Raw genomic sequence first — 26,811 nt, 5'->3', positions numbered from 1 at the left:
TATGAAGGCTTAGATAATCTGCCGAACTTCGTCGAGTGTGGTGGTACCGGAGGTACCCAAATCCAGTTTGTTGCCATCGCTACCTTTGATGACGCCCTGAACCAGGGCAAACTGTAGCGGCTGAGCCACCAGCTGCGTGGTGCCGTTGCTGGCGCTAATCGCAACCTGATACGAGCCGTTAGGCGCTTTAGTGCCGTCGGTCAGGCTGCCATCCCAGGTAAAGGTATGAACGCCCGCTTTAAGCTCGCCAATCTCAATCGTGCGCACCACGTTGCCGCTGGCGTCTTTGATGGTGGCGGTGACTTTGTCGGCCGGTTGCTGCAACTCAACGCCAAACGGCGTCGTGGTGGTGGTGGACGTGCCATCGGTGGTGCTGGTGCCCGCCAGAATCGTGGTCCCCGGGATCATCACCCCGTGACCGATCAGGTTGGCGGCCTGCAAGGACTGGCTGTTATCGATTTGACCGGAGACCGAGCCGAGCGTGGTGTTCAGTTTCTCAATGCCGCTGACGGTACTGATCTGCGCAAGCTGCGTGGTCAATTCGTTATTCTGCATCGGATTGGTCGGGTCCTGATTTTTCAGCTGTGCCACCAGCAGGGTCAGAAAGCTGCTCTGTAAATCGGAGGCATTGCTCCCGGTGAGGGAGCTGGAACCGGTTGCACTACTGGTGCTGTTGACGCCGGTATTTGTCGGGTCATTCACGTTTACGGCGATGGACATGCGTGTCTCCTTTACTGGCCGAGAGTGAGTGTTTTGAGCATCATGCTCTTCACGGTATTAAGCACTTCGACGTTTGCCTGGTAGCTGCGTGACGCGGACATGGAGTTCACCATCTCCCCGACCACATCCACGTTCGGCATTTTCACGTAGCCGCTGGCATCCGCGAGCGGGTTGCCTGGCTCGTAAACCAGCTTGTCGGGCGCCTGGCTCTCAACCACGTCCGCCACTTTCACGCCGCCCGTTGCCGCACCCGGTGCAGCATCAACCTGGAAGACGACCTGTTTAGCGCGATACGGTTGTCCGTCAGGGCCGGTCACGCTATCGGCGTTGGCCAGGTTACTGGCTGCCACGTTCAGTCGTTTGGACTGCGCCGTTAATGCCGAACCGGCGATATCAAAAATATTCAGCAAGGCCATTTACTAATTGCCCCCCTGCAGGACGGTCATCATGCCTTTGATTTGCCCGCCGAGTAGCGTCAGGCCTGTCTGGTATTGCAGGCTGTTATCGGCAAACTGTGTGCGTTCCCGGTCCATGTCGACGGTGTTGCCATCAAGCGAGGGCTGATCGGGGACACGATAAAGTAAGTCAGTTGATGGCGCGGTCATCGCCTGAGCGGGAATATGCCGTGAGGATGTCAGGGCAAGTGAGACACCCGTCCCTTCGGCACGTCCACGCTCCATCACTTTTTTGAGTTCACTGGAAAAATCAATATCGCGCGCCTGATACCCGGGGGTGTCCGCGTTGGCGATATTGGCGGCTAAAATTTCCTGCCGCTGGGCGCGTAAGTTGAGCGCTTCCTGCTGAAAACGTAACGCGGCGTCGAGTTTATCGAGCATGTCTCCTCCGCTGATGAGAAAATTTCAGTTCACAGCTTAAATCTCACCCCGTCTCCCCTATCGACGGAATAAGCGCAAAATGCGTCGCTATTTGTTGCGTTGATGGAAAACCACTGCGGGTAGAATTTGCTTAATTCTGGACATGGTGGAACGTGCGATGCGGACTTTTAAACGTGGCCTTGCGGCGACCCTGCTGCTTTTGAGCCCTCTTGTGCAGGCTGAGGGGTTAGAGAACCAGCTCAATGCATTCTTTGCGCAGAAGCTGGCCGGTTTCAGCGATGACGTACGCGTGACCGTACGCACCCCGCCTAACCTTTACCCTTCCTGCGAAGCCCCGTCATTTAGCGTGACCGGCAGCACCCGCTTATGGGGCAACGTGAATGTGCTGGCGCGTTGCGCCAACGAAAAACGTTATTTACAGGTTGCGGTTCAGGCGACAGGCAATTATGTTGTCGCCGCCGTTCCCATTCCCCGGGGCAGCCTGCTGCAACCAGACAGCGTAACGCTGAAGCGAGGCCGTCTGGATCAGCTTCCACCGCGGACGATGCTGGATATCAACCAGGCTCAGGAGGCGGTCAGCCTGCGCGATGTCGCTCCTGGACAGGCGATACAGCTATCCATGCTGCGCCAGGCGTGGCGGGTGAAGGCGGGACAACAGGTGATGGTGGTCGCCACTGGCGAAGGCTTTAGTATCAACAGTGAAGGAAAAGCGCTGAATAATGCCGCAGTGGCGCAAAATGCCCGGGTCAGAATGTCCTCAGGCCAGGTGGTCAGCGGCACGGTCGGTCCTGATGGGAATATTCTGATTAACCTGTAATCTTTTTAAAGATTTCGCGGCCACTGCCGATAAATATTCAACAAATGATGATGTCAGGCGCAAACGCCGCGAACCCTCGATGAGGACAACACTATGAGCATTGATCGTACATCAGCCCTGAAGCCGGTTAGCACTGTACAACCTCGCGAAACGAATGAGGCTGCCCCGCAAAAAACGCGTCTGGAAAAAACCTCGACGGCTAACAGCACCAGCGTCACGCTGAGCGATGCGCAGTCGAAGCTGATGCAGCCAGGCAGCAGCGATATCAACATGGAACGAGTTGAAGCGCTGAAAACGGCTATCCGTAACGGCGAACTGAAAATGGATACCAGCAAAATCGCTGATGCGCTGATTCAGGACGCACAGAGTTTCCTCCAGAGTAACTAACCGTATGAGTCGACTGTCAGAAATACTGGATCAGATGACGGTGGTCCTGAACGACCTGAAAACGGTGATGGACGCAGAACAGCACCACCTCTCTTCTGGTCAAATCAACGGCAGCGCGTTGCAACGCATTACTGAAGATAAAAGCTCGCTGCTGGCGACCCTGGATTATCTGGAAAAACAGCGACGCGCTGAGCAAGGCACGAAACGCAGCGCCAATGATGAGATCAACGAACGCTGGCAGACCATTACAGAAAAAACCCAGCATCTTCGCGATCTCAACCAGCATAACGGCTGGCTGCTGGAAGGTCAGATTATCCGTAATCAGCAGGCGCTTGAGGTGTTAAAGCCCTATAAAGAGCCGGGGCTGTACGGTGCGGATGGTCAAACGGCCACGGCACGTATCACGGGCGGGAAAAAGATTTCGATTTGACGCACTAGCGGCATGTCATGAAGCGGGGAGCACCTTCTGGTGACTCCCCTTTTGGCGTTTATACCGTGCGGCGGGTAAACTCTTTTACCTTGAAGCCAAGCACCGCCAGCGTGGCAAAGTACGCCACCACCCCGACCACCACCACGGCCATCAGACGCATCAGGCGGTAAGGCATGGTGCCCTGCGCCCACTCAGGCATGACATACAACATTCCAACCAGCGCGGCCGCCATCACTACTACCGCGATCGCCAGACGCAGCAAGAAGCTTGCCCAGCCCGGCTGCGGGGTGAAGATATCCTGCTTACGCAGCTGCCAGTACAGCAGCCCGGCGTTGAGACAGGCCGCCAGACCAATCGACAGTGACAGACCCGCGTGTTTCAGCGGACCAATAAACGCCAGGTTCATCAGCTGCGTCATGATCAGCGTCACAATGGCAATCTTAACCGGCGTTTTGATGTCCTGACGTGAATAGAAGCCGGGCGCAAGCACCTTCACGACAATCAGCCCCATCAGCCCCACTGAGTAGGCTACCAGTGCACGCTGGGTCATGGCGGCATCAAAGGCGGTGAATTTTCCATACTGGAACAACGACACCGTCAGCGGTTTCGCCAGGATCCCCAGCGCCACCGCGCTTGGCAGCGCCAGCAGAAAACAGAGACGCAGACCCCAGTCCATCAGGCGGCAGTATTCATCGTGGTTGCCGCTGGCGAAACTTTTCGACAGCGACGGCAGCAGAATAGTCCCCAGCGCCACGCCCAGCACCCCGGATGGAAACTCCATCAGCCGGTCGGCGTAGTACATCCAGGACACCGAGCCCGACACCAGGAAAGAGGCGAAGATGGTATTGATGATGAGCGAGATCTGGCTGACGGACACGCCGAGTATTGCCGGTCCCATCTGTTTGATAACGCGCATTGCGCCCGCATCTTTGAAATTAATGCGCGGCAGAACCAGCATGCCGATCTTTTTCAGGTGCGGGAGCTGGTAAGCAAGCTGTAACACCCCGCCGACGGTCACGGCCCAGGCCAGCGCCAGCACCGGTGGGTTAAAATGCGGCGCGGCGAACAGCGCAAAGCCAATCATGCTGACGTTAAGGAACGTGGGGGCAAAGGCCGGCACGGAGAAGCGGTTCCAGGTATTCAGGATGGCACCCACCAGCGACGCCAGCGAAATCAGCAGAATATAGGGGAAGGTTATCCGCAGCAGTTGCGTCGTCAGGGCAAATTTATCCGCCGTGTCGGCAAAGCCCGGCGCCGTTACCATGATTACCCAGGGCGCTGCCAGCATCCCCAGTACGGTCACGATCGCCAGCGCCAGCGTCAGTAAACCGGAAACGTACGCCACAAAGACGCGGGTGGCATCTTCGCCCTGCTTGCTTTTATATTCCGCGAGGATCGGGACAAATGCCTGTGAGAAAGCCCCTTCGGCAAAAATACGGCGCAGCAGGTTCGGCAGCTTGAACGCAACGAAAAAGGCGTCAGTCGCCATCCCTGCGCCAAAAACCCTTGCCACAATGGCATCGCGAGCAAAGCCAAGCACGCGGGAAAACATGGTCATCGAGCTGACGGCCGCCAGCGATTTTAATAAGTTCATTAACGTGAAGTTCCACAACCCTACGGATTTCCAGGACGGATAAGCGAAAGCGCCACCCGGCAAAGCCAACAAGCGGCGCTTAGTCTAACCGGATTTCAACGAATTACTATCGGCAGATGTTACAGCGAGTTATTCCGACATGGCTTCGCGCCAGAGTCGTTCCACGATGCGCTGCGCCAGAATGGCCTGCTCCCCGGACGTTTCAGGAACCGTCTGATTCTGCACGCAGGTAATGAAGTGACGCGCGCAGCCCACAAAGCCACGCTGCTCCAGGGTGCTCTGCCAGCCGGGAACGGGTAACGCGAGCACGCCATTGCCCTTCTCTTCCCGCCACTCACGCATATCGGTGACGTCATACAGCGCGCCATCCGTAACGGCCTGCACGGACTCGCGCTGGCTGCCCGCCCGACGATGCATGCTGGTCGTCACCTGTAAATGCTCAACGGCAAAATGATGTTCGGCGTAAACCATTTCACCCTGCTCGTTGGTCAGCAGCGTGCCGCTTTGCAGCTGGGCTTTTCCGTTACTCAGCCAAAGGGCCGTATCCACGACGTGGAGATAATCATCCAGCAGCGTGAACCGCAGATCGTTCGGCCCCACGCTGTCGGTACGGTGCTTATCCATACGCAGAGAGGCAAACGAGCCGGACTGCGCTTTAAGCTTCTGATAGAGCGGCGCAAAACGGCGGTTGAAGCCGACCATCAGCGTCAGCTTTTTACGCGCGGCCAGCTCAATCAGTCGTTCAGCATCCTGCACATTTTCCGCCAGAGGCTTATCAACGCAGACGTGAACGCCTGCGTTCAGCAACTCGCTCACCACCTGGAAGTGCGTCGCGGTTGAGGTATGCACAAATACCGCATCACATTCACGGGCTAAATCCTGGAGTGAGCCAGCATAAGGGATGCGCCAGGTTTTGCAGATGCGCTCTGCTTTCTCGCGAGTGGGCGACCACGCCCCTTGCAGCGTCCAGTCTGACGCGGCGCCTAAAACGGGCAGCCAGGCTTTTTGCGCAATCCCGCCCAGCCCCACCACTCCAATGCGTAATGTAGTCACGGTTAATCTCCCAGGTGTGCGAGTAAAGCATCCAGACGCTGCTTCAGCCCGGCAACCTCGTCTTCCAGGGCTGCCACGCGCGCGGTCAGGCTGTCGTTTGATGCTGGCGTGTCGGATTCGACGGCTAGCGTAGAGGACTCCACGTCGCCGCTAAACAGGTGCATGTAGCGGCTTTCACGCTTGCCCGGTTCGCGGGCCAGACGCACCACGTAAGGACCGTCCTCGCGTGAGGCTAATCCCTCCAGCGTCTGTTCAACGTCCTGCATATCCTGAAACTCATGCATGCGGGAGGCGCGTGTGCGCAGTTCACCCGGCGTCTGCGCCCCGCGCAGCAGCAGCGTGGTGATAACCGCCACTTCTGCGGCGCTGAGTTTTAAATCGCCAAATTCGGAATTACAAAAGCGCTGTTCATATTTAGTGACGCGATTACCGAAGCCGCTGACGGTGCGCAGGTAGTGGCGCTTCACCAGCTCATCAAGGATATCCTGCACCTCGTACTCGCCAAGGTTCATCACCGGCTCACGGTTCGTCTTTTGGTTGCAGGCCATCGTGACGGCATTCACGGAAAGAGGATACTGTTCCGGCGTCGTAACCTGCTTTTCCAGCAGACAGCCAATCACGCGCGCTTCGGCGCCATTTAACTGATATTTCATCTTTTCTCCTTAACGACCCGCGGTCCACTCCTGCGTGGTGAGCGCGGTGAGGACATGGTCCCGCCACTCGCCGTCAATCAGCAGATAATCTTTGGCATAGCCCTCTTTCTCAAACCCCAGGCGGGCCAGCAGATCGCCGCTGCGCTTATTGTGCGGCATGTAGTTCGCCATAATGCGATGGATATGTTGCGTGCGCTGCATGTAGCGAATCGCCGCCGTCAGCGCCTCAAACATGAGCCCCTGCCCCTGCCATTTCTGGCCGATGGAATACCCGAGATAGCAGGCGTGAAACGACCCGCGTACTACGTTTGAAAAATTGGCAATGCCAACGATCTCTTTCTCTTCCGGATCGAGAAGCGCGAAATAAAACGCACTTCCCTGTTTGTGAAATTCCGCAATCATACTGAGGCGCGCCTGCCAGCCAGAGGGGTAGCAATGGCTCTCGTCCCGAACGGGTTCCCAGGGTTTTAAAAACTGGCGATTCTCGGCGTAATAATCCGCCAGACGCCAGGCATCACGCTCATGCACCAGACGAACGACCAGCCTGTCCGTCGTCAGACGCACTTTTGGCACATTACTGCGATAGCCAAACATCGATACCACTCCTTCCCGTCGCTTCTGCTCTGCCTGTTAGCTTTACTATACCTGCGCCTGTGCCTTCTGTGAAAACAGTGACATACCATTTTTATCGCTTTTCACATTTTTCGATGAGAACTCTCTATCAAAGCACCTTTTTGATAAAAAAATATTGTCGCCAGCAGGTATGTGAAAAAGCGCGGCGACACCGCAGAATATTAGCGTGCTCACCTTTTATTTTCCCTGGAGGGAAAATGTCCCGCGTATCACAGGCCAGGAGCCTGGGTAAATATTTCCTGCTCGTCGATAACATGCTGGTCGTGCTCGGCTTTTTTGTCGTTTTTCCACTTATATCGATTCGTTTTGTCGATCAAATGGGCTGGGCGGCGCTAATGGTCGGGATCGCGCTGGGCTTACGCCAGTTTGTACAACAGGGTCTTGGCGTGTTTGGCGGGGCAATAGCCGACCGCTTTGGTGCGAAACCGATGATCGTCACCGGCATGCTGTTACGTGCGGCGGGATTCGCCACGATGGCAATCGCTCATGACCCCTGGCTGCTGTGGTTCTCCTGTTTCCTTTCCGGGATTGGCGGCACCCTTTTCGACCCACCGCGTACCGCGCTGGTAGTCAAGCTGATCCGCCCACAACACCGGGGTCGTTTCTTCTCAATTTTGATGATGCAGGACAGCGCTGGCGCGGTGGTGGGCGCCCTGCTGGGAAGCTGGCTGCTGCAATACGATTTCCGCCTGGTCTGCGCCACCGGCGCGGTGCTGTTTATTCTCTGCGCGCTGTTTAACGGTCTGTTTCTGCCCGCATGGAAGCTGTCGACGGTAAAAGCGCCGGTGCGGGAAGGGCTTGACCGCGTGCTGAGCGATAAACGCTTCGTCACCTATGTTTTAACGTTGACCGGCTACTACATGCTCGCCGTGCAGGTCATGCTGATGCTGCCGATTATGGTTAACGATATTGCCGGCACGCCGGCGGCGGTAAAATGGATGTATGCCATTGAGGCCTGCCTTTCTCTGACTCTGCTCTATCCGATTGCCCGGTGGAGCGAGCGCCGTTTCCGGCTTGAGCACCGTCTGATGGCCGGGCTGTTGCTGATGACGCTGAGCATGATGCCCATCGGCCTGGTGAGTTCACTCCAGCAGCTGTTTATGCTGATTTGCACCTTCTATATTGGCTCAATCATTGCCGAGCCGGCCCGTGAAACCCTGAGCGCGTCACTTGCCGACGCCCGGGCCCGTGGCAGCTACATGGGCTTCAGCCGTCTCGGACTGGCGCTTGGCGGCGCGCTGGGTTACACCGGTGGCGGCTGGCTGTTTGATGCCGGAAAAGCGCTCCATCAGCCGGAGCTGCCGTGGGTCATGCTCGGTATGGTCGGCTTTATGACGCTGATTGCCCTCTGGTGGCAGTTCAGTGATAAACGCAGCACCCGCGGGATGCTGGAGCCTGGCGCCTGACCTTCTGGGGGAGGATATTTACCTCCCTTCACTATCAGTTTTTTCTGCTGGTTTCTCCAGGATCACCCTGACATACTGGCGTATCAGGACAGATGCGCCGATTTTATGTTGAGGAACACCATGAAAAAGATCGTTATTGCCGCTGCGTTAATTGTCAGTGGGCTGCTGGTGGGATGTAACCAGCTTACGCAGTACACCGTCAGTGAGCAGGAAATTAATCAGGCGCTGGAAAAACATAATAACTTTTCAAAAGATATCGGCGTGCCCGGCCTTGCGGATGCACATATCGTCCTGACGAATCTCGCCAGCCAGATTGGGCGCGAGGAGCCTAACAAAGTCACCCTGTCCGGCGATGCCAGCCTCGACATGACCTCGCTCTTCGGCAATCAGAAAGCGGATATCAAGCTGAAGCTCAAGGCGCTGCCGGTCTTCAATAAAGAGAAAGGGGCAATTTTCCTGCAAGAGATGGAAATCGTCGATGCGGTCGTCACGCCGGATAAAATGAAACCGGTGCTGCAAACGCTGATGCCTTATCTCAACCAGTCGTTACAGAACTATTTCAACCAGCAGCCCGCCTACGTTCTGAGCGAAGACAAGAGTAAGGGCGAATCTCTGGCGAAAAAATATGCCAAAGGGATAGAGGTGAAACCGGGTGAAATCATCATTCCTTTCACCGACTAAATACTCCGGGCGCTCAGGCGCCCGTTTTTTTTAACGGAATAGTGTGCAAACGAAAACGTTTCCGCTTATGATTTGTGTCCGGCAAAAACAGCCATCTTATGACTGATCCCTTTCAAGCCGGAGCTTCCATGACTGTACAATCCCAGGTTCTCAAAATCCGCCGCCCAGACGACTGGCATATCCATCTTCGTGATGGCGACATGCTGAAAACCGTCGTGCCGTATACCAGCGAAATTTATGGCCGTGCGATTGTTATGCCTAACCTGGTTCCGCCAGTCACCACCGTCGAGGCCGCGATCGCCTATCGCCAGCGTATCCTTGACGCCGTTCCGGCCGGGCACGATTTTACTCCGTTGATGACCTGCTACCTGACGGACTCGCTGGATCCCAATGAGGTTGAGCGCGGATTTAACGAAGGTGTATTCACCGCCGCGAAGCTCTACCCGGCAAACGCCACCACCAACTCCAGCCATGGGGTGACGAGCATCGACGCCATCATGCCCGTTCTGGAGCGTATGCAAAAACTGGGAATGCCACTGCTGGTGCACGGGGAAGTGACCCACGCTGACATTGATATTTTCGATCGCGAAGCGCGTTTTATCGAAACGGTCATGGAGCCGCTGCGCCAGCGTCTTCCTGGGCTGAAGGTAGTGTTTGAACACATTACGACCAAAGATGCCGCAGAGTATGTCCGGGATGGAAACGAATTGATTGCCGCCACCATCACCCCGCAGCACCTGATGTTTAACCGTAACCACATGCTGGTGGGTGGCGTTCGTCCACATCTGTATTGTCTGCCGATCCTCAAGCGCAATATCCACCAGCAGGCGCTACGTGAGCTGGTCGCCAGCGGCTTCCCGCGCGCGTTCCTCGGCACGGATTCCGCCCCGCATGCCCGTCACCGAAAAGAGGCGAGCTGCGGCTGTGCAGGCTGCTTTAACGCCCCGACCGCCCTGGCAAGTTACGCAACCGTCTTTGACGAGATGAATGCGTTAGGCCATTTCGAAGCCTTCTGCTCCCTTAACGGCCCGCGTTTCTACGGTCTGCCGGTTAATGACACGTTCATTGAGCTGGAGCGCAAAGAAAGCCAGGTTGAAGCGTCGATTGAGCTCACCGACGATACGCTGATCCCCTTCCTGGCCGGTGAAACCGTAAGCTGGACGGTAAAAAGCTAAAAAACTGTCATCCCCCTGTTGTCAAACCGCCAATATAACTGTATAAATAAACAGTATATTACACAGGGGGCATTTATGCGTATTGAAGTCACCATTGCCAAAACCACCGTCCTGCCTGCTGGCGCACTCGACGCTCTGGCGGGTGAGCTATCCCGACGTATTAACAGCACTTTTCCTGAAAACGATGGCGCCATAACGGTACGTTATGCGACAGCAAACCATCTTTCCGTCATTGGCGGCGCGAAAGAAGACAAAGACCGCATCAGCGAAATTTTGCAGGAAACATGGGAAAGCGCCGACGACTGGTTTATCACTGATTAAAATTTGCTCCCTCATTGTGTTTTTTTGCCGGGTCGCCCCGGCTTTTTTTCGTTTCGTCTCCTGAAAGTTCAAAATATTTCAGTATCTTCTTAGAAAATCGTGAACAAGATGACGTTTTATTGTTCGAACAATCCTAAAAAGCAGAAAAATGTGTTGCTACCCGTTTATTTTTTCCTGCGGAACCCTTATTAATTGATATACTGAAAAAGCTTTCAGAAAAACATGCATTGAACCTCAAAGTCGTTGTCTTCTAACACGCATTAAGGGGGTTATAATGGAAAAGAATAATGAAGTCATCCAGACCCATCCACTCGTTGGCTGGGATATCAGCACCGTAGACAGCTACGATGCGCTGATGCTGCGTTTGCACTACCAGACCCCGAATCAGCTAAACCGTGACGAAGCGGAAGTTGGACAGACGCTGTGGCTTACAACAGACGTCGCCCGTCAGTTTATTTCTATTTTGGAAGCAGGCATCGCAAAAATAGAATCTGGCGACTACCAGGAAAATGAGTATAAACGGCATTGACCTTATGCCCCTTTTCACTCAACAGGCACCCTCGCGGTGCCTTATTTATTTCGCTCTTGTATAAGCCCACATAGTTAATTACTCTGCTAACAAAGCGTTAGTAAAGAGAAGCCTATGAAATACGATTTGATCATTATCGGAAGCGGCTCCGTTGGATCTGCAGCCGGTTATTACGCCACGCAGGCGGGTCTGAATGTGCTGATGATTGACGCCCACCTACCCCCTCATTCTGAAGGAAGCCATCACGGCGATACCCGTCTTATCCGTCACGCTTACGGCGAAGGTGAGCGCTATGTACCGCTGGTGCTTCGGGCTCAGACGCTGTGGGATGAGCTGGCCGCACTCACCGAAGAACGCATTTTTGAGCGCACCGGGGTCATTAACCTGGGGCCCGCCAACTCCACGTTTCTGGCGAATGTCGAGGAGAGCGCGAAAGCCTACCGTCTGGACGTTGAGCGTCTGGATGCGAACGACATAATGGCGCGCTGGCCGGAAATTTCTGTCCCTGAAGACTACATTGGATTGTTTGAAGCCAATTCCGGGGTACTGCACAGCGAAACGGCCATTAAGACCTGGATTGATCTCGCCGCCAAAGCGGGCTGCGCACAGTTGTTTAACTGTCCGGTCACGGGTATCACCCACCATGCCGGGGGTTCAACCGTCACCACGTCTGAAGGTGAATATACCGCCACGCGCCTGCTGGTGAGTGCGGGAACGTGGGTGACGAAACTGCTGCCGGATCTGCCCATCCAGCCGGTACGCAAAGTCTTCTCCTGGTTCCAGTCTGACGGGCGTTACAGCAGCCAGAACAAATTCCCGGCGTTCACGGGCGAGTTACCTAATGGCGACCAGTACTACGGTTTCCCCTCGGAAAAAGACGCGCTCAAGATTGGCAAACATAACGGCGGACAGGTAATTTCCTCTGCGGAAGAACGCAAGCCGTACGGAGCCTATCCGCAGGATGGTTCCGAAGCCTTCACGTTCCTGCGTAATATTCTGCCGGGCGTAGGCGGGTTGCTTTATGGCGCAGCGTGCACCTATGACAATACGCCAGATGAAGACTTCATCATCGACACCCTGCCTGGGCACGACAACACCCTGATCGTAACCGGGCTCAGCGGTCACGGGTTTAAATTTGCCTCTGTGTTAGGTGAAATCGCCGCCCAGTTTGCTCAGGGGATTGCGCCTTCGTTTGATCTCAAACCCTTCGCGCTCTCGCGCTTTAGCCGATAATACCGCTACAGGCTCCGAATAACCGGAGCCTGATTTGCGAGAGGATCATGATGCGCAGACTGGTGAATTACCTTATCAATAACATCCGCGAGCATTTCATGCTCTACATTGTCCTTTGGTCGCTGCTGGCGATTGTTGACGTCATCTTTATTGTATTCTTCTGAAAACCATCACTGACGTTTATTGACACTCCTTTAAACTTATTTAACTTATAGTTTTTATAAAAAGTCATCTCAAATTTATTGAACGAAGCGATTGAAATACATTGCGGAAACATATTCAAATTCGCTGAAATAAAATAACTAAATAACATTATTCCTTTTTTTCAGTTGCATTATTTAATTAATCCGGCCATTTTTATTGCTCAGTCATTTGAGAACGGAAATTCATATGCAATGGCGTAACTCCTCCAGCCGCTACGGAATAATATCCATGTGTTTACACTGGCTATTTGCACTTGCTGTCTATGCCATGTTTGGTCTCGGCCTCTGGATGGTGACATTAAGCTATTATGACGGTTGGTATCATCAGGCCCCCGAATTGCACAAAAGCATTGGGGTTCTGCTGATGATGGGTCTGGTTTTTCGCGTGATCTGGCGACATCTCTCTCCGCCCCCTCCAGCCCCCAAAATCCATGGCCGTCTTACCCGCATAAGCGCTGTTGGCGCACATATCGCACTCTATGCCCTGCTGTTCGCCATTCTGATCAGCGGTTATCTCATTTCGACCGCAGACGGCAAACCGATCAGCGTGTTTGGGCTCTTTGACGTCCCTGCCACGCTGGCTGACGCCGGTTCACAGGCTGACACCGCAGGTGTGGTTCATCTGTGGCTGGCATGGAGCGTGGTGATCCTGTCTGTTCTGCATGGCCTTGCGGCCCTGAAACACCACTTTATCGATAAAGACGATACGCTGAAGCGCATGCTTGGCCGTTCGTCAGTTGACTCTGGAGCATAAAATGAAAAAACGCCTGTTGGGTATCGCATTAGGTTCGCTGTTATTTACCACCGGTTCGGCCATTGCCGCCGACTATAAAATTGATAAAGAAGGCCAGCATGCCTTCGTCAATTTCCGTATTCAGCATCTGGGTTACAGCTGGTTATATGGTACGTTCAATGATTTCGATGGCACATTTAGTTTCGACGAGAAAAACCCTGCTGCCGATAAAGTAAACGTCACCATTAATACTAACAGCGTCGACACTAATCACGCCGAGCGTGATAAACATCTGCGCAGCGCTGAATTCCTGAACGTAGGCAAATTCCCGCAAGCTACTTTCGCGTCGACAGAAGTGAAGAAAGACGGTGATAAGCTCGCTATTACCGGTAATCTTACGCTGAACGGCGTAACAAAACCGGTAACACTGGATGCGAAATTAATCGGCCAGGGCGACGATCCGTGGGGCGGAAAACGTGCTGGCTTTGAAGCCGCCGGCAAAATTCATCTGAAAGATTTTAATATCACCACAGATTTAGGACCGGCATCGCAGGATGTAGAGCTGATTATTTCGGTGGAAGGCGTTCAGCAGAAGTCATAAAACAGGCCCGGCAGGCTTTTACGCCGCCGGGCAATGTTTTACTCCGGGTCCGGAATACCCAGTTTGGTATTCAGTCGGCCCCGGGATTTATTAAAGATCTTATTCCCGTTCTCGCGCCCGGCACGGCGACGACGTTGCTCTTCTTCAGGCAGGATACTCTCTTCACTGCACAGCTCGCTACAGCAGCCATTAAACTTCTCGGCACATGCAGGACACTGAATAAACAGAAGATGACAACCGTCGTTTTTGCAGTTGGTATGCGTGTCGCACGGCGTACCGCACTGGTGGCAGTGAGCGATTACGTCCTCTGAAATTCGCTCGCCCATACGCTCATCAAACACAAAGTTTTTACCGATAAAACGCACCGGTAACCCCTGTTCGCGGGCGCGGCGGGCATATTCAATGATCCCACCCTCAATATGCCAGACTTTATTAAAACCGTTGTGTTTCATCCAGGCACTGGCTTTTTCGCAGCGGATCCCCCCGGTGCAATACATAACGATCTTTTTGTCTTTATGCTCCTGCATCATCTCAACCGCTTTCGGCAGCTGTTCGCGGAAAGTGTCGGCAGGAATTTCCATCGCATTCTCGAAGTGGCCCACTTCATATTCGTAGTGGTTACGCATATCGATGAACACTGCATCCGGATCGTCGAGCATCGCGTTCACTTCAGCGGCCTTGAGGTACTCCCCCACATTAGCGGCATTGAAGTTCGGATCGTCGATGCCATCCGCCACAATACGCTCACGCACCTTCATGCGCAGCACCCAGAACGATTTGCCGTCATCATCCAGCGCAATGTTCAGGCGTAAGCCGTTAAGCGCCGGATCAAAACCATAAAGGAGATCGCGGAAGGCGCTGACTTTGCTTTCCGGCACGCTGATCTGCGCGTTAATACCCTCACGCGCCAGATAGACGCGACCAAACACGTTCAGGGCGGTGAAAGCCTGGTAAAGCGCATCGCGGGTCGCCTGTGGATCGTTGATGGTAAAATATTTATAGAAAGAGATCGTTGTGCGCGGTTCGGTTTCGGCCAACATACGCGCTTTCAACATCTCATTCGAAACGCGGTTGTGTAACACTGGCATGGTGTACAAGTCCTGCAATCGTTGAGAAATAAAAATCGGTCGGCATGATATAGCAAACAAAGACAATTTACATCCACACAATTTACGCTACATTTCAGTCAACCTGATTAATCAGACTTAACACTTGCATATTCTTTCATGTTTCGATGACAGACATTTTGGCTATGCCTCAAAAAATGAGACAATAGCCCTTCAGGACGTTAGAACACAGGACAGACATGACCCAGTTACCGAAATTTACTGCCGCGCTTTTACACCCACGCTATTGGTTAACATGGTCAGGCATTGGCTTGTTGTGGCTAATTGTACAGCTGCCTTATCCCGTAATTTTCCGCATGGGTAAAGGACTGGGCCGCATTGCTCAACAATTTATGAAGCGTCGCGCCAGGATCGCGTATCGAAATCTTGAGCTTTGCTTTCCTCAGATGAGCGAATCTGAGCGTCACGACATGGTGGTTAAAAACTTCGAATCTGTCGGCATGGGACTGATGGAGACCGGTATGGCCTGGTTCTGGTCGGATAAGCGCATGGCGCGCTGGACGGAAGTGGCCGGAACCGGCATGGATCCGGTGCATAATCTCCAGGCCAACCAGACTGGCGTCCTGCTGATTGGCGTTCATTTCCTGACGCTCGAAATTGGCGCGCGCATGTTCGGCATGCAGGCGCCGGGTATTGGCGTTTATCGTCCCAACGATAATCCGGTGATCGATTTGATACAGACCAACGGACGCATGCGCTCGAATAAAAGCATGATCGACCGCAAAGACCTTAAAGGGATGATCCGCGCCCTCAAATCAGGTGAAGTGGTCTGGTATGCCCCGGATCATGACTATGGCCCGCAATCCAGCGTGTTTGTCCCGTTCTTTGCGGTGGAAGAGGCCGCGACGACCACCGGGACCTGGATGCTGGCGCGGATGTCCAAAGCGGCTATCGTGCCGTTTGTACCGCGCCGTAAGCCGGACGGTTCAGGCTATCAGCTCATCATGCTGGAGCCGGAACTCGCTCCGCCGCTCGACGACGCGGAAACTACCGCGCGCTGGATGAACGGCATTGTGGAGAAATGCATTATGCTCGCTCCCGAGCAGTACATGTGGCTGCATCGCCGCTTCAAAACCCGGCCTCAGGGCGTCCCTTCTCGTTATTAATCTGCATGCGGTCTTCCGGGCCGCAAGCAGTTTTAGCTTTAAAAGCTCCCCGTCATTGCGGCAATCATACCCCAGGCGCATAATTAGCAGGCTTATTACCTCACTGGCCACGGTGCCCTGCACCTCATTATGCGGATAGTTATGTCCTCCACAGATGCTCCCATAAACTGGAAACGCAACCTGACGGTTGCATGGCTGGGCTGTTTTCTTACTGGCGCCGCCTTTAGCCTGGTAATGCCCTTCCTGCCCCTCTACGTTGAACAGCTCGGCGTCACCGGCCATAGCGCACTGAATATGTGGTCCGGCCTGGTGTTCAGCATTACGTTCCTGTTCTCCGCCATTGCGTCGCCTTTCTGGGGTGGGCTTGCGGATCGCAAAGGCCGCAAAATTATGCTGCTGCGCTCCGCGCTCGGCATGGCGATCATAATGCTGTTGATGGGGGTGGCGCAAAATGTCTGGCAGTTCCTAATATTACGCGCGCTCCTGGGTCTGCTCGGGGGATTTATCCCCAATGCCAACGCCCTGATCGCAACCCAAATCCCACGCCATAAAAGCGGCTGGGCATTGGGTACGCTCTCCACTGGCGGCGTAAGCGGCGCACTGCTGGGTCCGCTGGCGGGCGGGCTGCTGGCCGACCACTACGGACTGCGGCCGGTATTCTTCATTACCGCCAGCGTGCTGTTCCTCTGCTTCCTCGTGACGCTTATCTGCATCCGTGAGAATTTCACGCCGGTAGCCAAAAAAGAGATGCTGCACGCCCGGGATGTGCTGGCCTCGCTGAAAAACCCAAAGCTGGTGCTGAGCCTGTTTGTGACCACCATGATTATTCAGGTGGCCACCGGTTCAATCGCGCCTATTCTGACGCTCTATGTCCGCGATCTGGCGGGAAACGTCAGCAACATTGCTTTTATTAGCGGCCTGATCGCCTCTGTTCCCGGCGTGGCCGCGTTGCTGAGCGCGCCGCGACTCGGCAAGCTGGGCGATCGCATCGGCCCGGAGAAAATTCTGATCTGCGCCCTGATCCTCTCCGTCCTGCTGCTGATCCCCATGTCGATGGTGCAGTCTCCCTGGCAGCTCGGCGTGTTGCGCTTTCTGCTGGGCGCAGCGGACGGCGCGTTGCTTCCGGCGGTGCAGACGCTGCTGGTTTATAACTCCACCAACCAGATTGCCGGGCGTATTTTCAGCTACAACCAGTCGTTTCGCGATCTGGGTAACGTCACCGGGCCGCTGGTCGGCGCGGGGGTTTCGGCCAGTTTCGGTTTCCGGGCGGTCTTTATCGTGACGGCAGGCGTCGTGCTGTTCAACGCTGTTTATTCCTGGCTCAGCTTATCCCGGGCGCTACGCCCGGCGCGCATAACACAACATCGTGACGGCTAATTTACGCATTCATACTTGCACAATCATATAATCAGCTATTCTTTCCCTGAATACCTTCACGAAAAACAGGGAGACACCAATGACAATGTACGCCACGCTGGAAGAAGCTATCGATGCCGCTCGCGAAGAATTCCTCGCCGATAATCCCGGCATTGAGGAAGAAGATGCTGACGTGCAACAACTCAATATCCAAAAATACGTCCTTCAGGACGGCGATATTATGTGGCAGGCCGAATTCTTTGCTGATGAAGGTGAAGACGGAGAATGTCTGCCGATATTGAGTGGTGAAGGTGCGCAGGCGGTATTCGACGGCGACTATGACGAAATTGAGTTACGTCAGGAGTGGCTGGAAGAAAATACGCTGCATGAATGGGATGAAGGTGAGTTTCAGCTCGAACCGCCGCTGGATACCGAAGAAGGTCAGGCCGCAGCGGACGAATGGGACGAGCGATAAGCTCTCGTTACTCGTAAGGGCCGTGGCTGGCATCGATGGGCAGCAGTAGCGTGTCAAAAATCAGCGAAAACGGCAGATCGAGCACGGTGAGATAGCGCCATGCGGAATCGCGGACATCCCACTGTACGCCGGGGTAGTACTGATTCCCGTGGCCCTGTCCGGGAATGGTGCGGCTGATGATGCTGCCGCAGCCGCTGAGCAGGCATGCCATCATGACGACGATGATTACTTTCATTTCTGACCTCTAAAAAAATACCGGCCTCACAGCCGGTATTTTATTTGGCGGGTGGCGCTTCGCTTACCCGCCCTACTTAACAACTTACTTCGCCTTCAGGGCCAGCGGATTCAGCTTCACGTCCTTGTAGTAGTTCACCCACGAAGAGTATCTCTCCGGAGAAGTCCACACGCGGTAGTGAAGCCGTGCCATCGTCACCGGATCGCTCAACAGCACCAGACGACGGTCGCGGTTAAGCTTTTCTGGCGTCTCATTCAGCGCCTGCTCAACGTGGCGATCGCGGGCGATCTCCAGCACCTGGCTGGCACGGTGACGCGCAGTCGCCATCGCGGTTGCCAGCGCGTTGAATGACGGGTTAAACACGGCGTGCATAAAGCCATCATCCAGCGTGCGTTTGCGGTTCTGCTCCAGATAGGTATCGGTATCCACCAGCACCTGCGGCGGAGAATACTCTTCCGGGATCAGGAACAGCTTCCAGCGTTTGGTACGCAGGCCCACCGTAGAACGGCTGGAGATCACCGACACAAATGGCGACAGGATCAGCGAGAAGACGATTGGCGCCAGCCAGAACAGGAAACGCAGATCCAGCCAGGCCATACCAACGGCCCACACCAGGCCCAGCAGCAGCTGAGAGCCGTGGCGCATAAAGGCTTCACTCCATGGCGTAGAGTCATCGTCACGCTGCGGTGAATTCCACACCACTTCCCATCCCAGGAACGCGCTCACCACGAATACCGTGTGGAACAGCATACGCACCGGTGCCAGCAGGACCGAGAACAGCACTTCCAGCAGCAGTGAAAGGGTTACGCGGCAGAAACCACCGTACTCCTTCGAACCTTTACACCAGATCAGAATGATACTGAGCAGCTTAGGCAGGAACAGCAGCACCATGGTCGACGCGAACAGCGCAATCGCCAGCTCCGGACGCCACTGCGGCCACACCGGGAACAGCTGGCGCGGTTGCAGGAAGTACTGCGGCTCCGTCAGGGCATGCACAACCTGCAACGCGGTCGAGAGTGCCAGGAACATAAACCACAGCGGCGCAGACAGATAGGACATGACGCCCGTCAGGAACACCGCACGGTGAACAGGGTGCATCCCCTTCACCAGGAACAGGCGGAAGTTCATCAGGTTACCGTGACACCAGCGGCGGTCACGCTTGAGCTCATCCAGCAGGTTCGGCGGCAGCTCTTCATACGAGCCCGGCAGATCGTAGGCAATCCAGACGCCCCACCCTGCGCGACGCATCAGCGCGGCTTCCACAAAGTCATGCGACAGAATGGACCCGGCAAACGATCCTTCACCCGGCAGCGGCGCCAGGGCGCAGTGCTCGATGAATGGCTTCACGCGGATAATAGCGTTGTGGCCCCAGTAGTGAGATTCACCCAGCTGCCAGAAGTGCAGACCGGCAGTAAACAGCGGCCCGTAGACGCGGGTCGCAAACTGCTGGCAGCGCGCATATAGCGTGTCCATACCGGACGCTTTTGGCGAGGACTGAATAATACCCGCGTTCGGATTGGCTTCCATCAGACGGACCAGCCCGCTCAGGCAGTCGCCGCTCATCACGGAGTCCGCATCCAGTACCACCATGTAGCTGTACTGGTTACCCCAGCGACGACAGAAGTCATCGATGTTCCCGCTCTTACGCTTAACACGACGACGACGACGACGGTAGAAGATCTGCCCTTCGCCCTGCACTTCAGCAATCAGCTCCATCCAGGCTTTTTGCTCTGCCACGCAGATATCCGGGTTGTAGCTGTCGCTCAGGATGTAGACGTCGAAATGCGCCGCGTTACCGGTCGCCTTTACGGACTCCCAGGTGGCACGCAGCCCGGCGAATACGCGGTCAACATCTTCGTTACAGATAGGCATGATCAGCGCGGTACGGTGCTCAGGATTGAGGGGTTCATCCCCGACCGTCGACGCGGAAATGCTGTATTTGTCACGCCCCATCAGCAGTTGCAGGAAGCCCATCAGCGCCGTCCAGAACCCGGCGGAGACCCAACAGAACAGCACGGCAAACAGCAGAAGGATGCCGCTCTGTAAAATATACGGCAGCAGCTGCATGAAGGAGACCCAGATATCCTGGCCAATCATGTCAGCAGGGTTAATCAATGCCCAGCCCTGGTACGGCAGAATAGTTTTCATGTACCAGGTGGCGACAACCGTCTGTGCCAGCGTCAGCAGCAGCAGAATGTAACGACGAATCGTTCCCACGGTACGCCATTTCTGCTCGGACGCCTGTTGTTCTTTGGTCAGACGTGACAGATAGCGCGGCGTCACGTCACGCCCACGCAGGCGATCCCAGAAGCGACCCACCGGGTTGGTGCGCCACGGATCGGGGAACATAGAGGAACGCGTGGCCTTCGGCATCGCCTGTAGCTGGTCACGCCCTTCGTCATCCTTGATTAACTGCCCTTCTGCCAGCGAGTCTGGCCATGCCTGCTCCAGACGTGCCTTCACTGACCCCAGCGGCGTATCATCATCACGGGAAAAGTGACGATGTTCACCATCCAGCGCGGTGTGAACCGCGCGGATGTCGCTCGCAGGGAGTGCCGCTTTTTCAATGTCCGTTAGCGGCATGGCATCAATATATTCAGATGTATTATTCATTGGCAGGTAGCTGATAGCTCCAGGTTTCACTCAGCGGCTTATCGTTACTGACCAGCGCGGCGCGCATTTCAGTGGTCTGTTTCGGATCTTTCACCTTCACGCGCAGGGTCAAACGCCACCCTTTGGTGACCGGATTGTAACGCACGGCGTTCTCAACGATTTCACCGTTATCGCCAATGCTGGCCTGTGCCGTCACGGCAGTATCCGGCGCCAGTTTTTTCATATCCTGCCCGGTGAAGTCCACGATAAATGCCAGCGTGCCATCCGGCTGACGAATCAGGTTGGACTGCTTCACGTCCCCCGTAGAACGACGCGTCTGCATCACATACGCGTTATCCGGTGCGTGCAGTTTGTCTTCGTCACGGCTGAAGGTGATCGCATACTTGAAGTTCATCTCTTTACCGGCTTCAGGCAGCTGATCCGGTGTCCAGTACGCCACGATGTTATCGTTGGTTTCATCATTGGTTGGAATTTCAACCAGCTCAACCTTGCCTTTACCCCAGTCGCCTTTCGGTGTAACCCAGGCGCTTGGGCGCAGATCGTAGCGGTCGTCCAGATCTTCAAAGCGGGAGAACTGACGGCCACGTTGCAGCAGACCAAAGCCCTGCGGGTTTTCCATCGCAAAGCTGCTGACGGCGAGGTGTTTCGGGTTGTTCAGCGGACGCCAGATCCACTCGCCGTTACCAGCATGTATGGAAAGGCCATTAGAATCATGCAGTTGAGGGCGGAAGTTAGTCGCCGGAGACGGCTGATTCGGCCCGAACAGGAACATGCTGGTCAGCGGCGCGACGCCCAGTTTGCCCACTTTATCGCGCAGGTAAACTTTAGACTGCACGTCAACCACCGTGTCACGCCCTGGCATGATCACGAAGCGATAAGCGCCTGTCGCACGAGGGGAGTCCAGCAGCGCATAAATTGTCAGACGTTTGTCGGTTGGTTTTGGACGTTCGATCCAGAACTCGCGAAAACGTGGAAATTCTTCACCTGATGGCAGCGCGGTATCAATTGCCAGACCGCGCGCAGAAAGCCCGTACACCTGCCCCGCGCCAATCACGCGGAAGTAGCTGGCGCCAAGCATGCTGACGATTTCGTCGTTTTTATCTTTGCTGTTAATCGGGTAAAGCACCTTGAAGCCTGCGAAGCCGAGGTCTTTCACCGTGTCTTTATCGTGTTGCACATCGCCAAAATTGAAATAATCCGGGCTGTACTTGATTTTACGTACCGCGGTCGCCGTCACTTCATTGATGGCAACCGGCGTGTCGAAGTACATACCCTGGTGGTAAAATTCAAGCTTGAACGGGGTTTTAATATTGTTCCAGTACGCTTTATCGTGATTGAACTGGATCTGCTGATAGTCCGCGTATTTCATGTCGCGGAAAACGGAGGGCAGGTTACTTTTTGGCGCTTCGTAGCTCTTGCCCGCCATCGATTTAGCCTGTTTTGCGACATCATCGATGTTAAAGGCCAGTGCAGATGAGGTATACAGTGACAACAGCACTGCTACACCCAACCAACGCATTTTCATCATTTGTGGTTTATGTTTCATAATAAGTAAGCACTTCCCCCTTTGTGTGCTTATATCGATCCGATCCATTTTAATGGAAACTCAGGCAATCCGACAACATTATCACTGCTTTGTTCAGCTCGCTGGCTCATGGATTAAGCAAATGAAAGAACCCGCTTTTCACTTTGCGTGCTTATCCTGGAGACAGGGTGTCGGTCTTGGTGTAGGGTTGGCTCCGAATGTAACCATTATGAGCCTTAGGGATAAGGCGAAAAGTCTGAGAATGCGCAAAGTTATATGAGCACAACCCCTGTACAACGTGAATATTTCCTCGACTCGATCCGCGCATGGCTCATGCTATTGGGGATCCCTTTTCATATTTCACTGATCTATTCCAGCCACACCTGGCATGTGAACAGCCAGATGCCCTCCTGGTGGCTGACGCTGTTCAATGATTTTATCCATGCCTTCCGCATGCAGGTGTTTTTCGTCATTTCAGGCTATTTCTCTTACATGCTCTTCTTGCGCTATCCCCTCAAGCGGTGGTGGAAAGTGCGCGTGGAGCGCGTGGGCATACCAATGTTGACGGCCATTCCGCTGCTGACGCTGCCGCAGTTCATCATGTTGCAGCATGTTAAAGGCAAGGCGGAAAACTGGCCTAATCTCTCGTTCTATGAGAAATACAACACCCTGGTCTGGGAGCTGATTTCCCACCTCTGGTTCCTGCTGGTACTGGTGGTGCTAACCACGGTGAGTTTGCTGATCTTCAGTCAACTGCGCCAGCGCGCGAGCGCCGCAACCTCGACCTTCTTCGCCAACATCACCCTGGGCAAGCTGTCGCTGCTGTTTCTTGCGCTGGGGGTCGCGTATGCCGCCGTCAGGCGTACGCTGCTCATTGTCTACCCTCCCATTCTGAGCGATGGGCTGTTTAATTTCGTGGTGATGCAGACCCTGTTCTACATTCCCTTCTTCCTGATTGGGGCGCTGGCATTTATTCATCCCCGGCTTAAAGCGCTGTTTACCACCCCCTCCCCCTGGTGTGCGGTGGGTGCTGCGCTGGCCTTTGCCGCCTATCTTCTCAATCAGCGCTTTGGCAGCGGGGACGCGTGGATGTATGAGACAGAGAGCGTGATAACGATGCTGATGGGCCTGTGGATGGTTAACGTGGTGTTCGCCCTTGGCCATCGTCTGCTGAATTTTAAATCCAGTCGCGTCACCTATTTCGTTAATGCTTCACTGTTTATCTACCTGGTCCACCATCCGCTGACGCTGTTTTTCGGGGCGTACATTACGCCGCATATCAAATCGAATGCGCTGGGCTTCTTCACCGGTCTGGTCTTTGTGGTTGGCATTGCCATCGTGTTGTATGAAATCCACCTGCGGATCCCGCTTTTGCGTTTCCTGTTCTCAGGCAAACCTCAGGTTAAAGCGGGATAACAAAACGGCGCCTCCAGAGCGCCGTTTTTGCTTTTCAGACATCAAAATGCCTGGCTGCGCGCGGTCAAAAGCCGCTGATACAGGTCGGCGGTGTGCTCATCGAAACAGACAAAAATGACTTTTTCCGGCATGGGTTTGAGGGAAAGGTAGTGATAAACGGTATTCACGGCGATCGTAGCTGCCGCTTCCTTTGGATAACCGTACACCCCGGTGCTAATGGCGGGGAACGCCATGGTCTTATAGCCGTTATCTGCCGCAAGCCGCAGGCAGTTACGATAAGCCTGCTCCAGAATCTCAGCCTCATGGCGGTCGCCACCGTGCCAGACGGGTCCAACGGTATGGATCACCGCTTTGGCCGGGAGATCGCCCGCAAGCGTAATAACAGCATGCCCCGGCGGGCACTCTCCCTGCTGCTGGCGCACGGTTTTGCATGCTTCAAGGAGCTGAGGGCCCGCGGCCCGGTGAATGGCACCATCCACCCCGCCCCCACCCAAGAGGGAGGAATTGGCTGCGTTGACGATCACGTCAACGTGCACCGTCGTGATATCGCCATGAATAACGTCGATTTGCGGTCTCATAAACACCCTCTGCAACCCGCCTTTTTCATCAGTGTATCGCAGAGGGAGAAGGAGAAAAACTGTCGCGAAAAAAAACGGCGATTAACGGTAATCCACCTGAACGACCGCAAGCGTTTTCTTTTCATTCAGGTATTTCATGGTGACAGCGGCCAGCGCTGAGTGAGGATGATGGCCCCGGAGCGCCTCGTCATAACTGATGGTATGCGTTTTCATACGGTTATTTTCCGGGCAGGAAATTGCAAACTGCTGATGCCGGGGCGTGACTTCGCACGGGTCAGCGACCACCGCGCCATGAAAATGAATCACCCCACCATTCTCTATAGTTGCTGAATAAGCCGGAGAAAAAAAAGAGGACAGGATCAGTCCCAGACCAGAAATAATACACGCTGCGGATTTGAACATTATTTGTACTCCTCAATGAAATTCGTCCTTGAGGGGTAAAAACGCTCCGTTATGACGTATCTGTTTAAGCAACCCGTTTGCTGGGTTCTTGATATCAGCATAGCTTACCTGTGCAGCGCCGCCACTTTATTAAATCATTGATTTTATGAATGATTAAAGCGTACTTGCCGGTGTGTTCCACTGCTGTGATAAATGAAGCGATTTTCCATCGGAAACGGTGACGATTATTTTTACCGCATCCCCTGAGCGAATATTTAAACTGATTCGCGTTAGATCAATCGGCAGATTAGCGGGTATAAAAAGAGTATTTTTCTGCCGCGATGTACTTTGTCCCCCCTGCCCCTGCCGGACAGATAACACCTCAACCTGACATTCGCAGGCGTCTGCCAGCGTGACCTGAGGAATAATGGTTGTCACATTTGCCTGCTGTGAGGTACTGAACGTTATCTGGCTGGCAAGCGCGGCAAGGAGAATGAATGTGCTCATGAGATCCTCCCGAAAAAAAACAGGGCGGATGCCCTGTTTTTTGGTACAGAAATGAATCAGTACTGGTGTGCGGTCGCGTTGTTGCCGAAGCCAACCTGGTGCACAGTCACCGTTGAGCCGGACGCTGTCTGGTCTACCGCCGCGCCGTTGCCGCCGCCGAACTGTTTCACGTTGATAACAGAATCTTTGCTATTCCACTGGTCGATGGTGGCGCTGTTACCAAAGCCTTTTTGCAGCAGATCGATAGAACTGTCATCAGAGCCCTGGCCAACGTCTGCGCCGTTACCGCCACCATGCTGGGTAATGGTCAATTCAGAATCTCGGGCGTCCGTCTGCAAAGCAAGCGCGGAGTTACCGCCGCCGTACTGGTAAATGCTCAGGGTTGAGTCAGGGCCGTTATTGCCGCCACCCCAGCCACCACCGTGACCGCCGCCAAATTGTGGTACCGCACCTGCGAAAGCACTGCCAGAAACTACGATTGCTGCAATAACTGCCACTTTGAAAAGTTTCATGGTAAACCCCCATCGGATTGATTAAGGCGTCACACATCGCTAGCGTTGAATAACGCGAATAGCCATTTGCGACTGTCTCTGTACTACAACTGCTGTTTTCTGCGTACCATACTGCGTTATATTCGCCCTGTTACCCGAGCCTTTCTGGATAATCATGGCGGTGTTGCCAAAAGCGCCCTGCTTAATACTCGCATCGTTGCCGTTGCCGGTCTGATCGATATAAGCAAGGTTATACGTCCCTGACTGATCAACATTCGCGCGGTTATTCCCGCCCTCCTGGGAAATAACGGACAGCAATTTAGAACCGCCCTGGCGTACATCAGCATTATTTCCTGAACCCTGTTGACCAATAATGGCTGCCTGATTGTATGAAGCTTTACTTAATTCATTTATCGCAAAATTATATTCAGAACTGGCTAAATCTGAATCACCTGCGATTACAAACCCAGGCGCACCCAGTAATGTAAACATCATAAACAACGTTTTGTTTTTCATGCTGTCACCCTGGACCTGGCTATAAAAAAGTATTCCTTACTCCGTTAACGCGATTCGTTTTGTTAACGCCGCGTTACGGAAAAGAGTATGTCTGCCGAAACATGTTTAATATCTCACCCGTGCGCCTTATTTTTATATTCCCCTTCACCTCAAAGTCGTAAATCTCGCCTGAAACGACGGGATACTCGCCTAAAGCAGAAACCAAAAATGTCTTCCTGCGCTTGTACAACAGCGAGACAGGCTGTCCAACCTGTACCGGCTTCTTCAGACAAAAACGACAATGCCCTTTGTCACGCGCGTGACACGAAGCAAGTTTTCTTAAGAAAAAATTCCGGCTTAGGGAAGTCTTATGTTTTTAGCAGAGTTCATACTTTTTACCGGCTGGCTTACAATAATAAAAAACCAGATAATACAACTCATTATAATATACCGTATGGTTTTTAAAATCTGTGCACGTTTATACACCTGTACAACTTTCCC

Annotated in this window: 32 protein-coding genes; 16 read left to right on the top strand and 16 right to left on the bottom strand. The window is 54.1% G+C overall.

Annotation, left to right across the window (positions count from 1 at the left end; all coding sequences use genetic code 11):
* Positions 1-9: 9 nt before the first annotated feature.
* From flgD to flgB, 3 genes are read right to left on the bottom strand one after another with little or no spacing between them, the layout of a single operon-like run.
* A complete protein-coding gene (flgD, locus tag ACOTXC_RS10345; protein WP_003857994.1) occupies positions 10-720 on the bottom strand; it encodes a flagellar hook assembly protein FlgD in 711 nt (236 codons plus the stop codon).
* A gap of 11 nt (positions 721-731) precedes the next feature.
* Positions 732-1,136 carry a flagellar basal body rod protein FlgC gene (gene flgC / locus ACOTXC_RS10340; RefSeq protein ID WP_003857997.1) on the bottom strand — a complete coding sequence of 135 codons (405 nt, stop codon included), beginning with the start codon at positions 1,134-1,136 and terminating at the stop codon, positions 732-734.
* A gap of 3 nt (positions 1,137-1,139) precedes the next feature.
* Positions 1,140-1,556, bottom strand: a complete 417-nt coding sequence (gene flgB, locus ACOTXC_RS10335) for a flagellar basal body rod protein FlgB (RefSeq protein WP_022647724.1) — start codon at positions 1,554-1,556, stop codon at positions 1,140-1,142.
* 157 nt (positions 1,557-1,713) lie between these two features.
* Here flgB and flgA point away from each other — a divergent pair, with 157 nt between their 5' ends.
* The 3 genes from flgA to flgN all read left to right on the top strand — a co-directional run bounded on the left by flgA (position 1,714) and on the right by flgN (position 3,190).
* Positions 1,714-2,373 carry a flagellar basal body P-ring formation chaperone FlgA gene (gene flgA / locus ACOTXC_RS10330; RefSeq protein WP_421767620.1) on the top strand — a complete coding sequence of 220 codons (660 nt, stop codon included), beginning with the start codon at positions 1,714-1,716 and terminating at the stop codon, positions 2,371-2,373.
* A gap of 93 nt (positions 2,374-2,466) precedes the next feature.
* Positions 2,467-2,760 carry a flagellar biosynthesis anti-sigma factor FlgM gene (gene flgM, locus ACOTXC_RS10325; RefSeq protein ID WP_003858002.1) on the top strand — a complete coding sequence of 98 codons (294 nt, stop codon included), beginning with the start codon at positions 2,467-2,469 and terminating at the stop codon, positions 2,758-2,760.
* Between the two features lie 4 nt (positions 2,761-2,764).
* The gene (flgN, locus tag ACOTXC_RS10320) at positions 2,765-3,190 is read left to right on the top strand and encodes a flagella biosynthesis chaperone FlgN (RefSeq protein WP_421767619.1); all 426 of its coding nucleotides are present in this window, start codon (positions 2,765-2,767) and stop codon (positions 3,188-3,190) included.
* 58 nt (positions 3,191-3,248) lie between these two features.
* Here the strand turns inward: flgN and murJ are convergent, their stop codons facing one another.
* The 4 genes from murJ to rimJ form a co-directional block, all read right to left on the bottom strand.
* Entirely contained in the window at positions 3,249-4,784 is a 1,536-nt protein-coding gene (gene murJ, locus ACOTXC_RS10315; RefSeq protein WP_017384735.1) for a murein biosynthesis integral membrane protein MurJ, read from the bottom strand.
* A gap of 129 nt (positions 4,785-4,913) precedes the next feature.
* Complete coding sequence (locus ACOTXC_RS10310; protein WP_058647113.1) at positions 4,914-5,837, bottom strand: Gfo/Idh/MocA family protein; 924 nt, start codon at positions 5,835-5,837, stop codon at positions 4,914-4,916.
* Between the two features lie 2 nt (positions 5,838-5,839).
* On the bottom strand, positions 5,840-6,490 hold the full coding sequence (locus ACOTXC_RS10305) for a YceH family protein (RefSeq protein ID WP_045307934.1): 651 nt from the start codon (positions 6,488-6,490) through the stop codon (positions 5,840-5,842).
* Positions 6,491-6,499: 9 nt separating this feature from the next.
* Complete coding sequence (gene rimJ / locus ACOTXC_RS10300; RefSeq protein ID WP_003858007.1) at positions 6,500-7,084, bottom strand: ribosomal protein S5-alanine N-acetyltransferase; 585 nt, start codon at positions 7,082-7,084, stop codon at positions 6,500-6,502.
* A 236-nt stretch (positions 7,085-7,320) separates the two neighbouring features.
* Here rimJ and mdtH point away from each other — a divergent pair, with 236 nt between their 5' ends.
* The 9 genes from mdtH to ACOTXC_RS10255 all read left to right on the top strand — a co-directional run bounded on the left by mdtH (position 7,321) and on the right by ACOTXC_RS10255 (position 14,005).
* A complete protein-coding gene (gene mdtH, locus ACOTXC_RS10295; protein ID WP_022647718.1) occupies positions 7,321-8,529 on the top strand; it encodes a multidrug efflux MFS transporter MdtH in 1,209 nt (402 codons plus the stop codon).
* Between the two features lie 120 nt (positions 8,530-8,649).
* Positions 8,650-9,210 (top strand): lipoprotein, encoded by a 561-nt coding sequence (locus ACOTXC_RS10290; protein WP_023305855.1) that lies wholly within the window; start codon positions 8,650-8,652, stop codon positions 9,208-9,210.
* 128 nt (positions 9,211-9,338) lie between these two features.
* Positions 9,339-10,385, top strand: a complete 1,047-nt coding sequence (pyrC, locus tag ACOTXC_RS10285) for a dihydroorotase (protein WP_063853809.1) — start codon at positions 9,339-9,341, stop codon at positions 10,383-10,385.
* Between the two features lie 75 nt (positions 10,386-10,460).
* The gene (gene dinI / locus ACOTXC_RS10280; RefSeq protein ID WP_022647715.1) at positions 10,461-10,706 is read left to right on the top strand and encodes a DNA damage-inducible protein I; all 246 of its coding nucleotides are present in this window, start codon (positions 10,461-10,463) and stop codon (positions 10,704-10,706) included.
* Positions 10,707-10,980: 274 nt separating this feature from the next.
* A complete protein-coding gene (gene bssS / locus ACOTXC_RS10275; protein WP_023299782.1) occupies positions 10,981-11,235 on the top strand; it encodes a biofilm formation regulator BssS in 255 nt (84 codons plus the stop codon).
* A gap of 114 nt (positions 11,236-11,349) precedes the next feature.
* Entirely contained in the window at positions 11,350-12,468 is a 1,119-nt protein-coding gene (solA, locus tag ACOTXC_RS10270) for an N-methyl-L-tryptophan oxidase (RefSeq protein WP_048966095.1), read from the top strand.
* Between the two features lie 50 nt (positions 12,469-12,518).
* Entirely contained in the window at positions 12,519-12,632 is a 114-nt protein-coding gene (locus ACOTXC_RS10265; protein ID WP_022647713.1) for a YceO family protein, read from the top strand.
* Positions 12,633-12,858: 226 nt separating this feature from the next.
* Positions 12,859-13,425, top strand: coding sequence for a cytochrome b (locus ACOTXC_RS10260; RefSeq protein ID WP_421767618.1), 567 nt, complete (start codon positions 12,859-12,861; stop codon positions 13,423-13,425).
* Position 13,426: 1 nt separating this feature from the next.
* Positions 13,427-14,005 carry a YceI family protein gene (locus ACOTXC_RS10255; protein ID WP_022647711.1) on the top strand — a complete coding sequence of 193 codons (579 nt, stop codon included), beginning with the start codon at positions 13,427-13,429 and terminating at the stop codon, positions 14,003-14,005.
* 38 nt (positions 14,006-14,043) lie between these two features.
* Here the strand turns inward: ACOTXC_RS10255 and ACOTXC_RS10250 are convergent, their stop codons facing one another.
* Positions 14,044-15,093 (bottom strand): rhodanese-related sulfurtransferase, encoded by a 1,050-nt coding sequence (locus tag ACOTXC_RS10250; protein ID WP_023299780.1) that lies wholly within the window; start codon positions 15,091-15,093, stop codon positions 14,044-14,046.
* Between the two features lie 218 nt (positions 15,094-15,311).
* Here ACOTXC_RS10250 and ACOTXC_RS10245 point away from each other — a divergent pair, with 218 nt between their 5' ends.
* The 3 genes from ACOTXC_RS10245 to ACOTXC_RS10235 all read left to right on the top strand — a co-directional run bounded on the left by ACOTXC_RS10245 (position 15,312) and on the right by ACOTXC_RS10235 (position 18,069).
* Complete coding sequence (locus ACOTXC_RS10245; protein ID WP_022647709.1) at positions 15,312-16,238, top strand: Kdo(2)-lipid IV(A) acyltransferase; 927 nt, start codon at positions 15,312-15,314, stop codon at positions 16,236-16,238.
* Between the two features lie 141 nt (positions 16,239-16,379).
* On the top strand, positions 16,380-17,615 hold the full coding sequence (mdtG, locus tag ACOTXC_RS10240) for a multidrug efflux MFS transporter MdtG (RefSeq protein WP_022647708.1): 1,236 nt from the start codon (positions 16,380-16,382) through the stop codon (positions 17,613-17,615).
* A 79-nt stretch (positions 17,616-17,694) separates the two neighbouring features.
* Positions 17,695-18,069: a MysB family protein gene (locus ACOTXC_RS10235; RefSeq protein WP_003858026.1), complete on the top strand. Its 375-nt coding sequence runs from the start codon at positions 17,695-17,697 to the stop codon at positions 18,067-18,069.
* A 7-nt stretch (positions 18,070-18,076) separates the two neighbouring features.
* On the opposite strand, the gene ACOTXC_RS10230 is transcribed toward ACOTXC_RS10235, so the two are convergent.
* The 3 genes from ACOTXC_RS10230 to mdoG all read right to left on the bottom strand — a co-directional run bounded on the left by ACOTXC_RS10230 (position 18,077) and on the right by mdoG (position 22,463).
* Positions 18,077-18,304, bottom strand: a complete 228-nt coding sequence (locus tag ACOTXC_RS10230) for a YceK/YidQ family lipoprotein (protein ID WP_003858030.1) — start codon at positions 18,302-18,304, stop codon at positions 18,077-18,079.
* Between the two features lie 84 nt (positions 18,305-18,388).
* Complete coding sequence (gene mdoH / locus ACOTXC_RS10225) at positions 18,389-20,917, bottom strand: glucans biosynthesis glucosyltransferase MdoH (RefSeq protein WP_023299777.1); 2,529 nt, start codon at positions 20,915-20,917, stop codon at positions 18,389-18,391.
* Positions 20,910-22,463, bottom strand: a complete 1,554-nt coding sequence (mdoG, locus tag ACOTXC_RS10220; RefSeq protein WP_032622136.1) for a glucans biosynthesis protein MdoG — start codon at positions 22,461-22,463, stop codon at positions 20,910-20,912. The genes mdoH and mdoG overlap by 8 nt, the downstream gene beginning before the upstream one ends.
* A 255-nt stretch (positions 22,464-22,718) precedes the next feature.
* Here mdoG and mdoC point away from each other — a divergent pair, with 255 nt between their 5' ends.
* Positions 22,719-23,858 (top strand): glucans biosynthesis protein MdoC, encoded by a 1,140-nt coding sequence (gene mdoC, locus ACOTXC_RS10215; RefSeq protein WP_022647705.1) that lies wholly within the window; start codon positions 22,719-22,721, stop codon positions 23,856-23,858.
* Positions 23,859-23,899: 41 nt separating this feature from the next.
* On the opposite strand, the gene ymdB is transcribed toward mdoC, so the two are convergent.
* The 5 genes from ymdB to csgB form a co-directional block, all read right to left on the bottom strand.
* Positions 23,900-24,436: an O-acetyl-ADP-ribose deacetylase gene (gene ymdB, locus ACOTXC_RS10210; protein ID WP_022647704.1), complete on the bottom strand. Its 537-nt coding sequence runs from the start codon at positions 24,434-24,436 to the stop codon at positions 23,900-23,902.
* An 81-nt stretch (positions 24,437-24,517) separates the two neighbouring features.
* Positions 24,518-24,838 carry a type 1 fimbrial protein gene (locus ACOTXC_RS10205; RefSeq protein WP_206227145.1) on the bottom strand — a complete coding sequence of 107 codons (321 nt, stop codon included), beginning with the start codon at positions 24,836-24,838 and terminating at the stop codon, positions 24,518-24,520.
* 153 nt (positions 24,839-24,991) lie between these two features.
* Positions 24,992-25,324 carry a curli assembly chaperone CsgC gene (gene csgC / locus ACOTXC_RS10200; RefSeq protein WP_206227142.1) on the bottom strand — a complete coding sequence of 111 codons (333 nt, stop codon included), beginning with the start codon at positions 25,322-25,324 and terminating at the stop codon, positions 24,992-24,994.
* Between the two features lie 56 nt (positions 25,325-25,380).
* Entirely contained in the window at positions 25,381-25,836 is a 456-nt protein-coding gene (gene csgA, locus ACOTXC_RS10195) for a curli major subunit CsgA (RefSeq protein WP_003858043.1), read from the bottom strand.
* A gap of 39 nt (positions 25,837-25,875) precedes the next feature.
* Positions 25,876-26,331, bottom strand: a complete 456-nt coding sequence (csgB, locus tag ACOTXC_RS10190; protein ID WP_023299774.1) for a curli minor subunit CsgB — start codon at positions 26,329-26,331, stop codon at positions 25,876-25,878.
* Positions 26,332-26,811 lie beyond the last annotated feature (480 nt).

This window comes from Enterobacter cloacae complex sp. IR5428, from assembly GCF_049238585.1.
Classification (GTDB): domain Bacteria; phylum Pseudomonadota; class Gammaproteobacteria; order Enterobacterales; family Enterobacteriaceae; genus Enterobacter; species Enterobacter intestinihominis.
The sequence above is the reverse complement of the archived record's forward strand: the minus strand, read 5'-3'. Positions and strand labels throughout refer to the sequence as shown.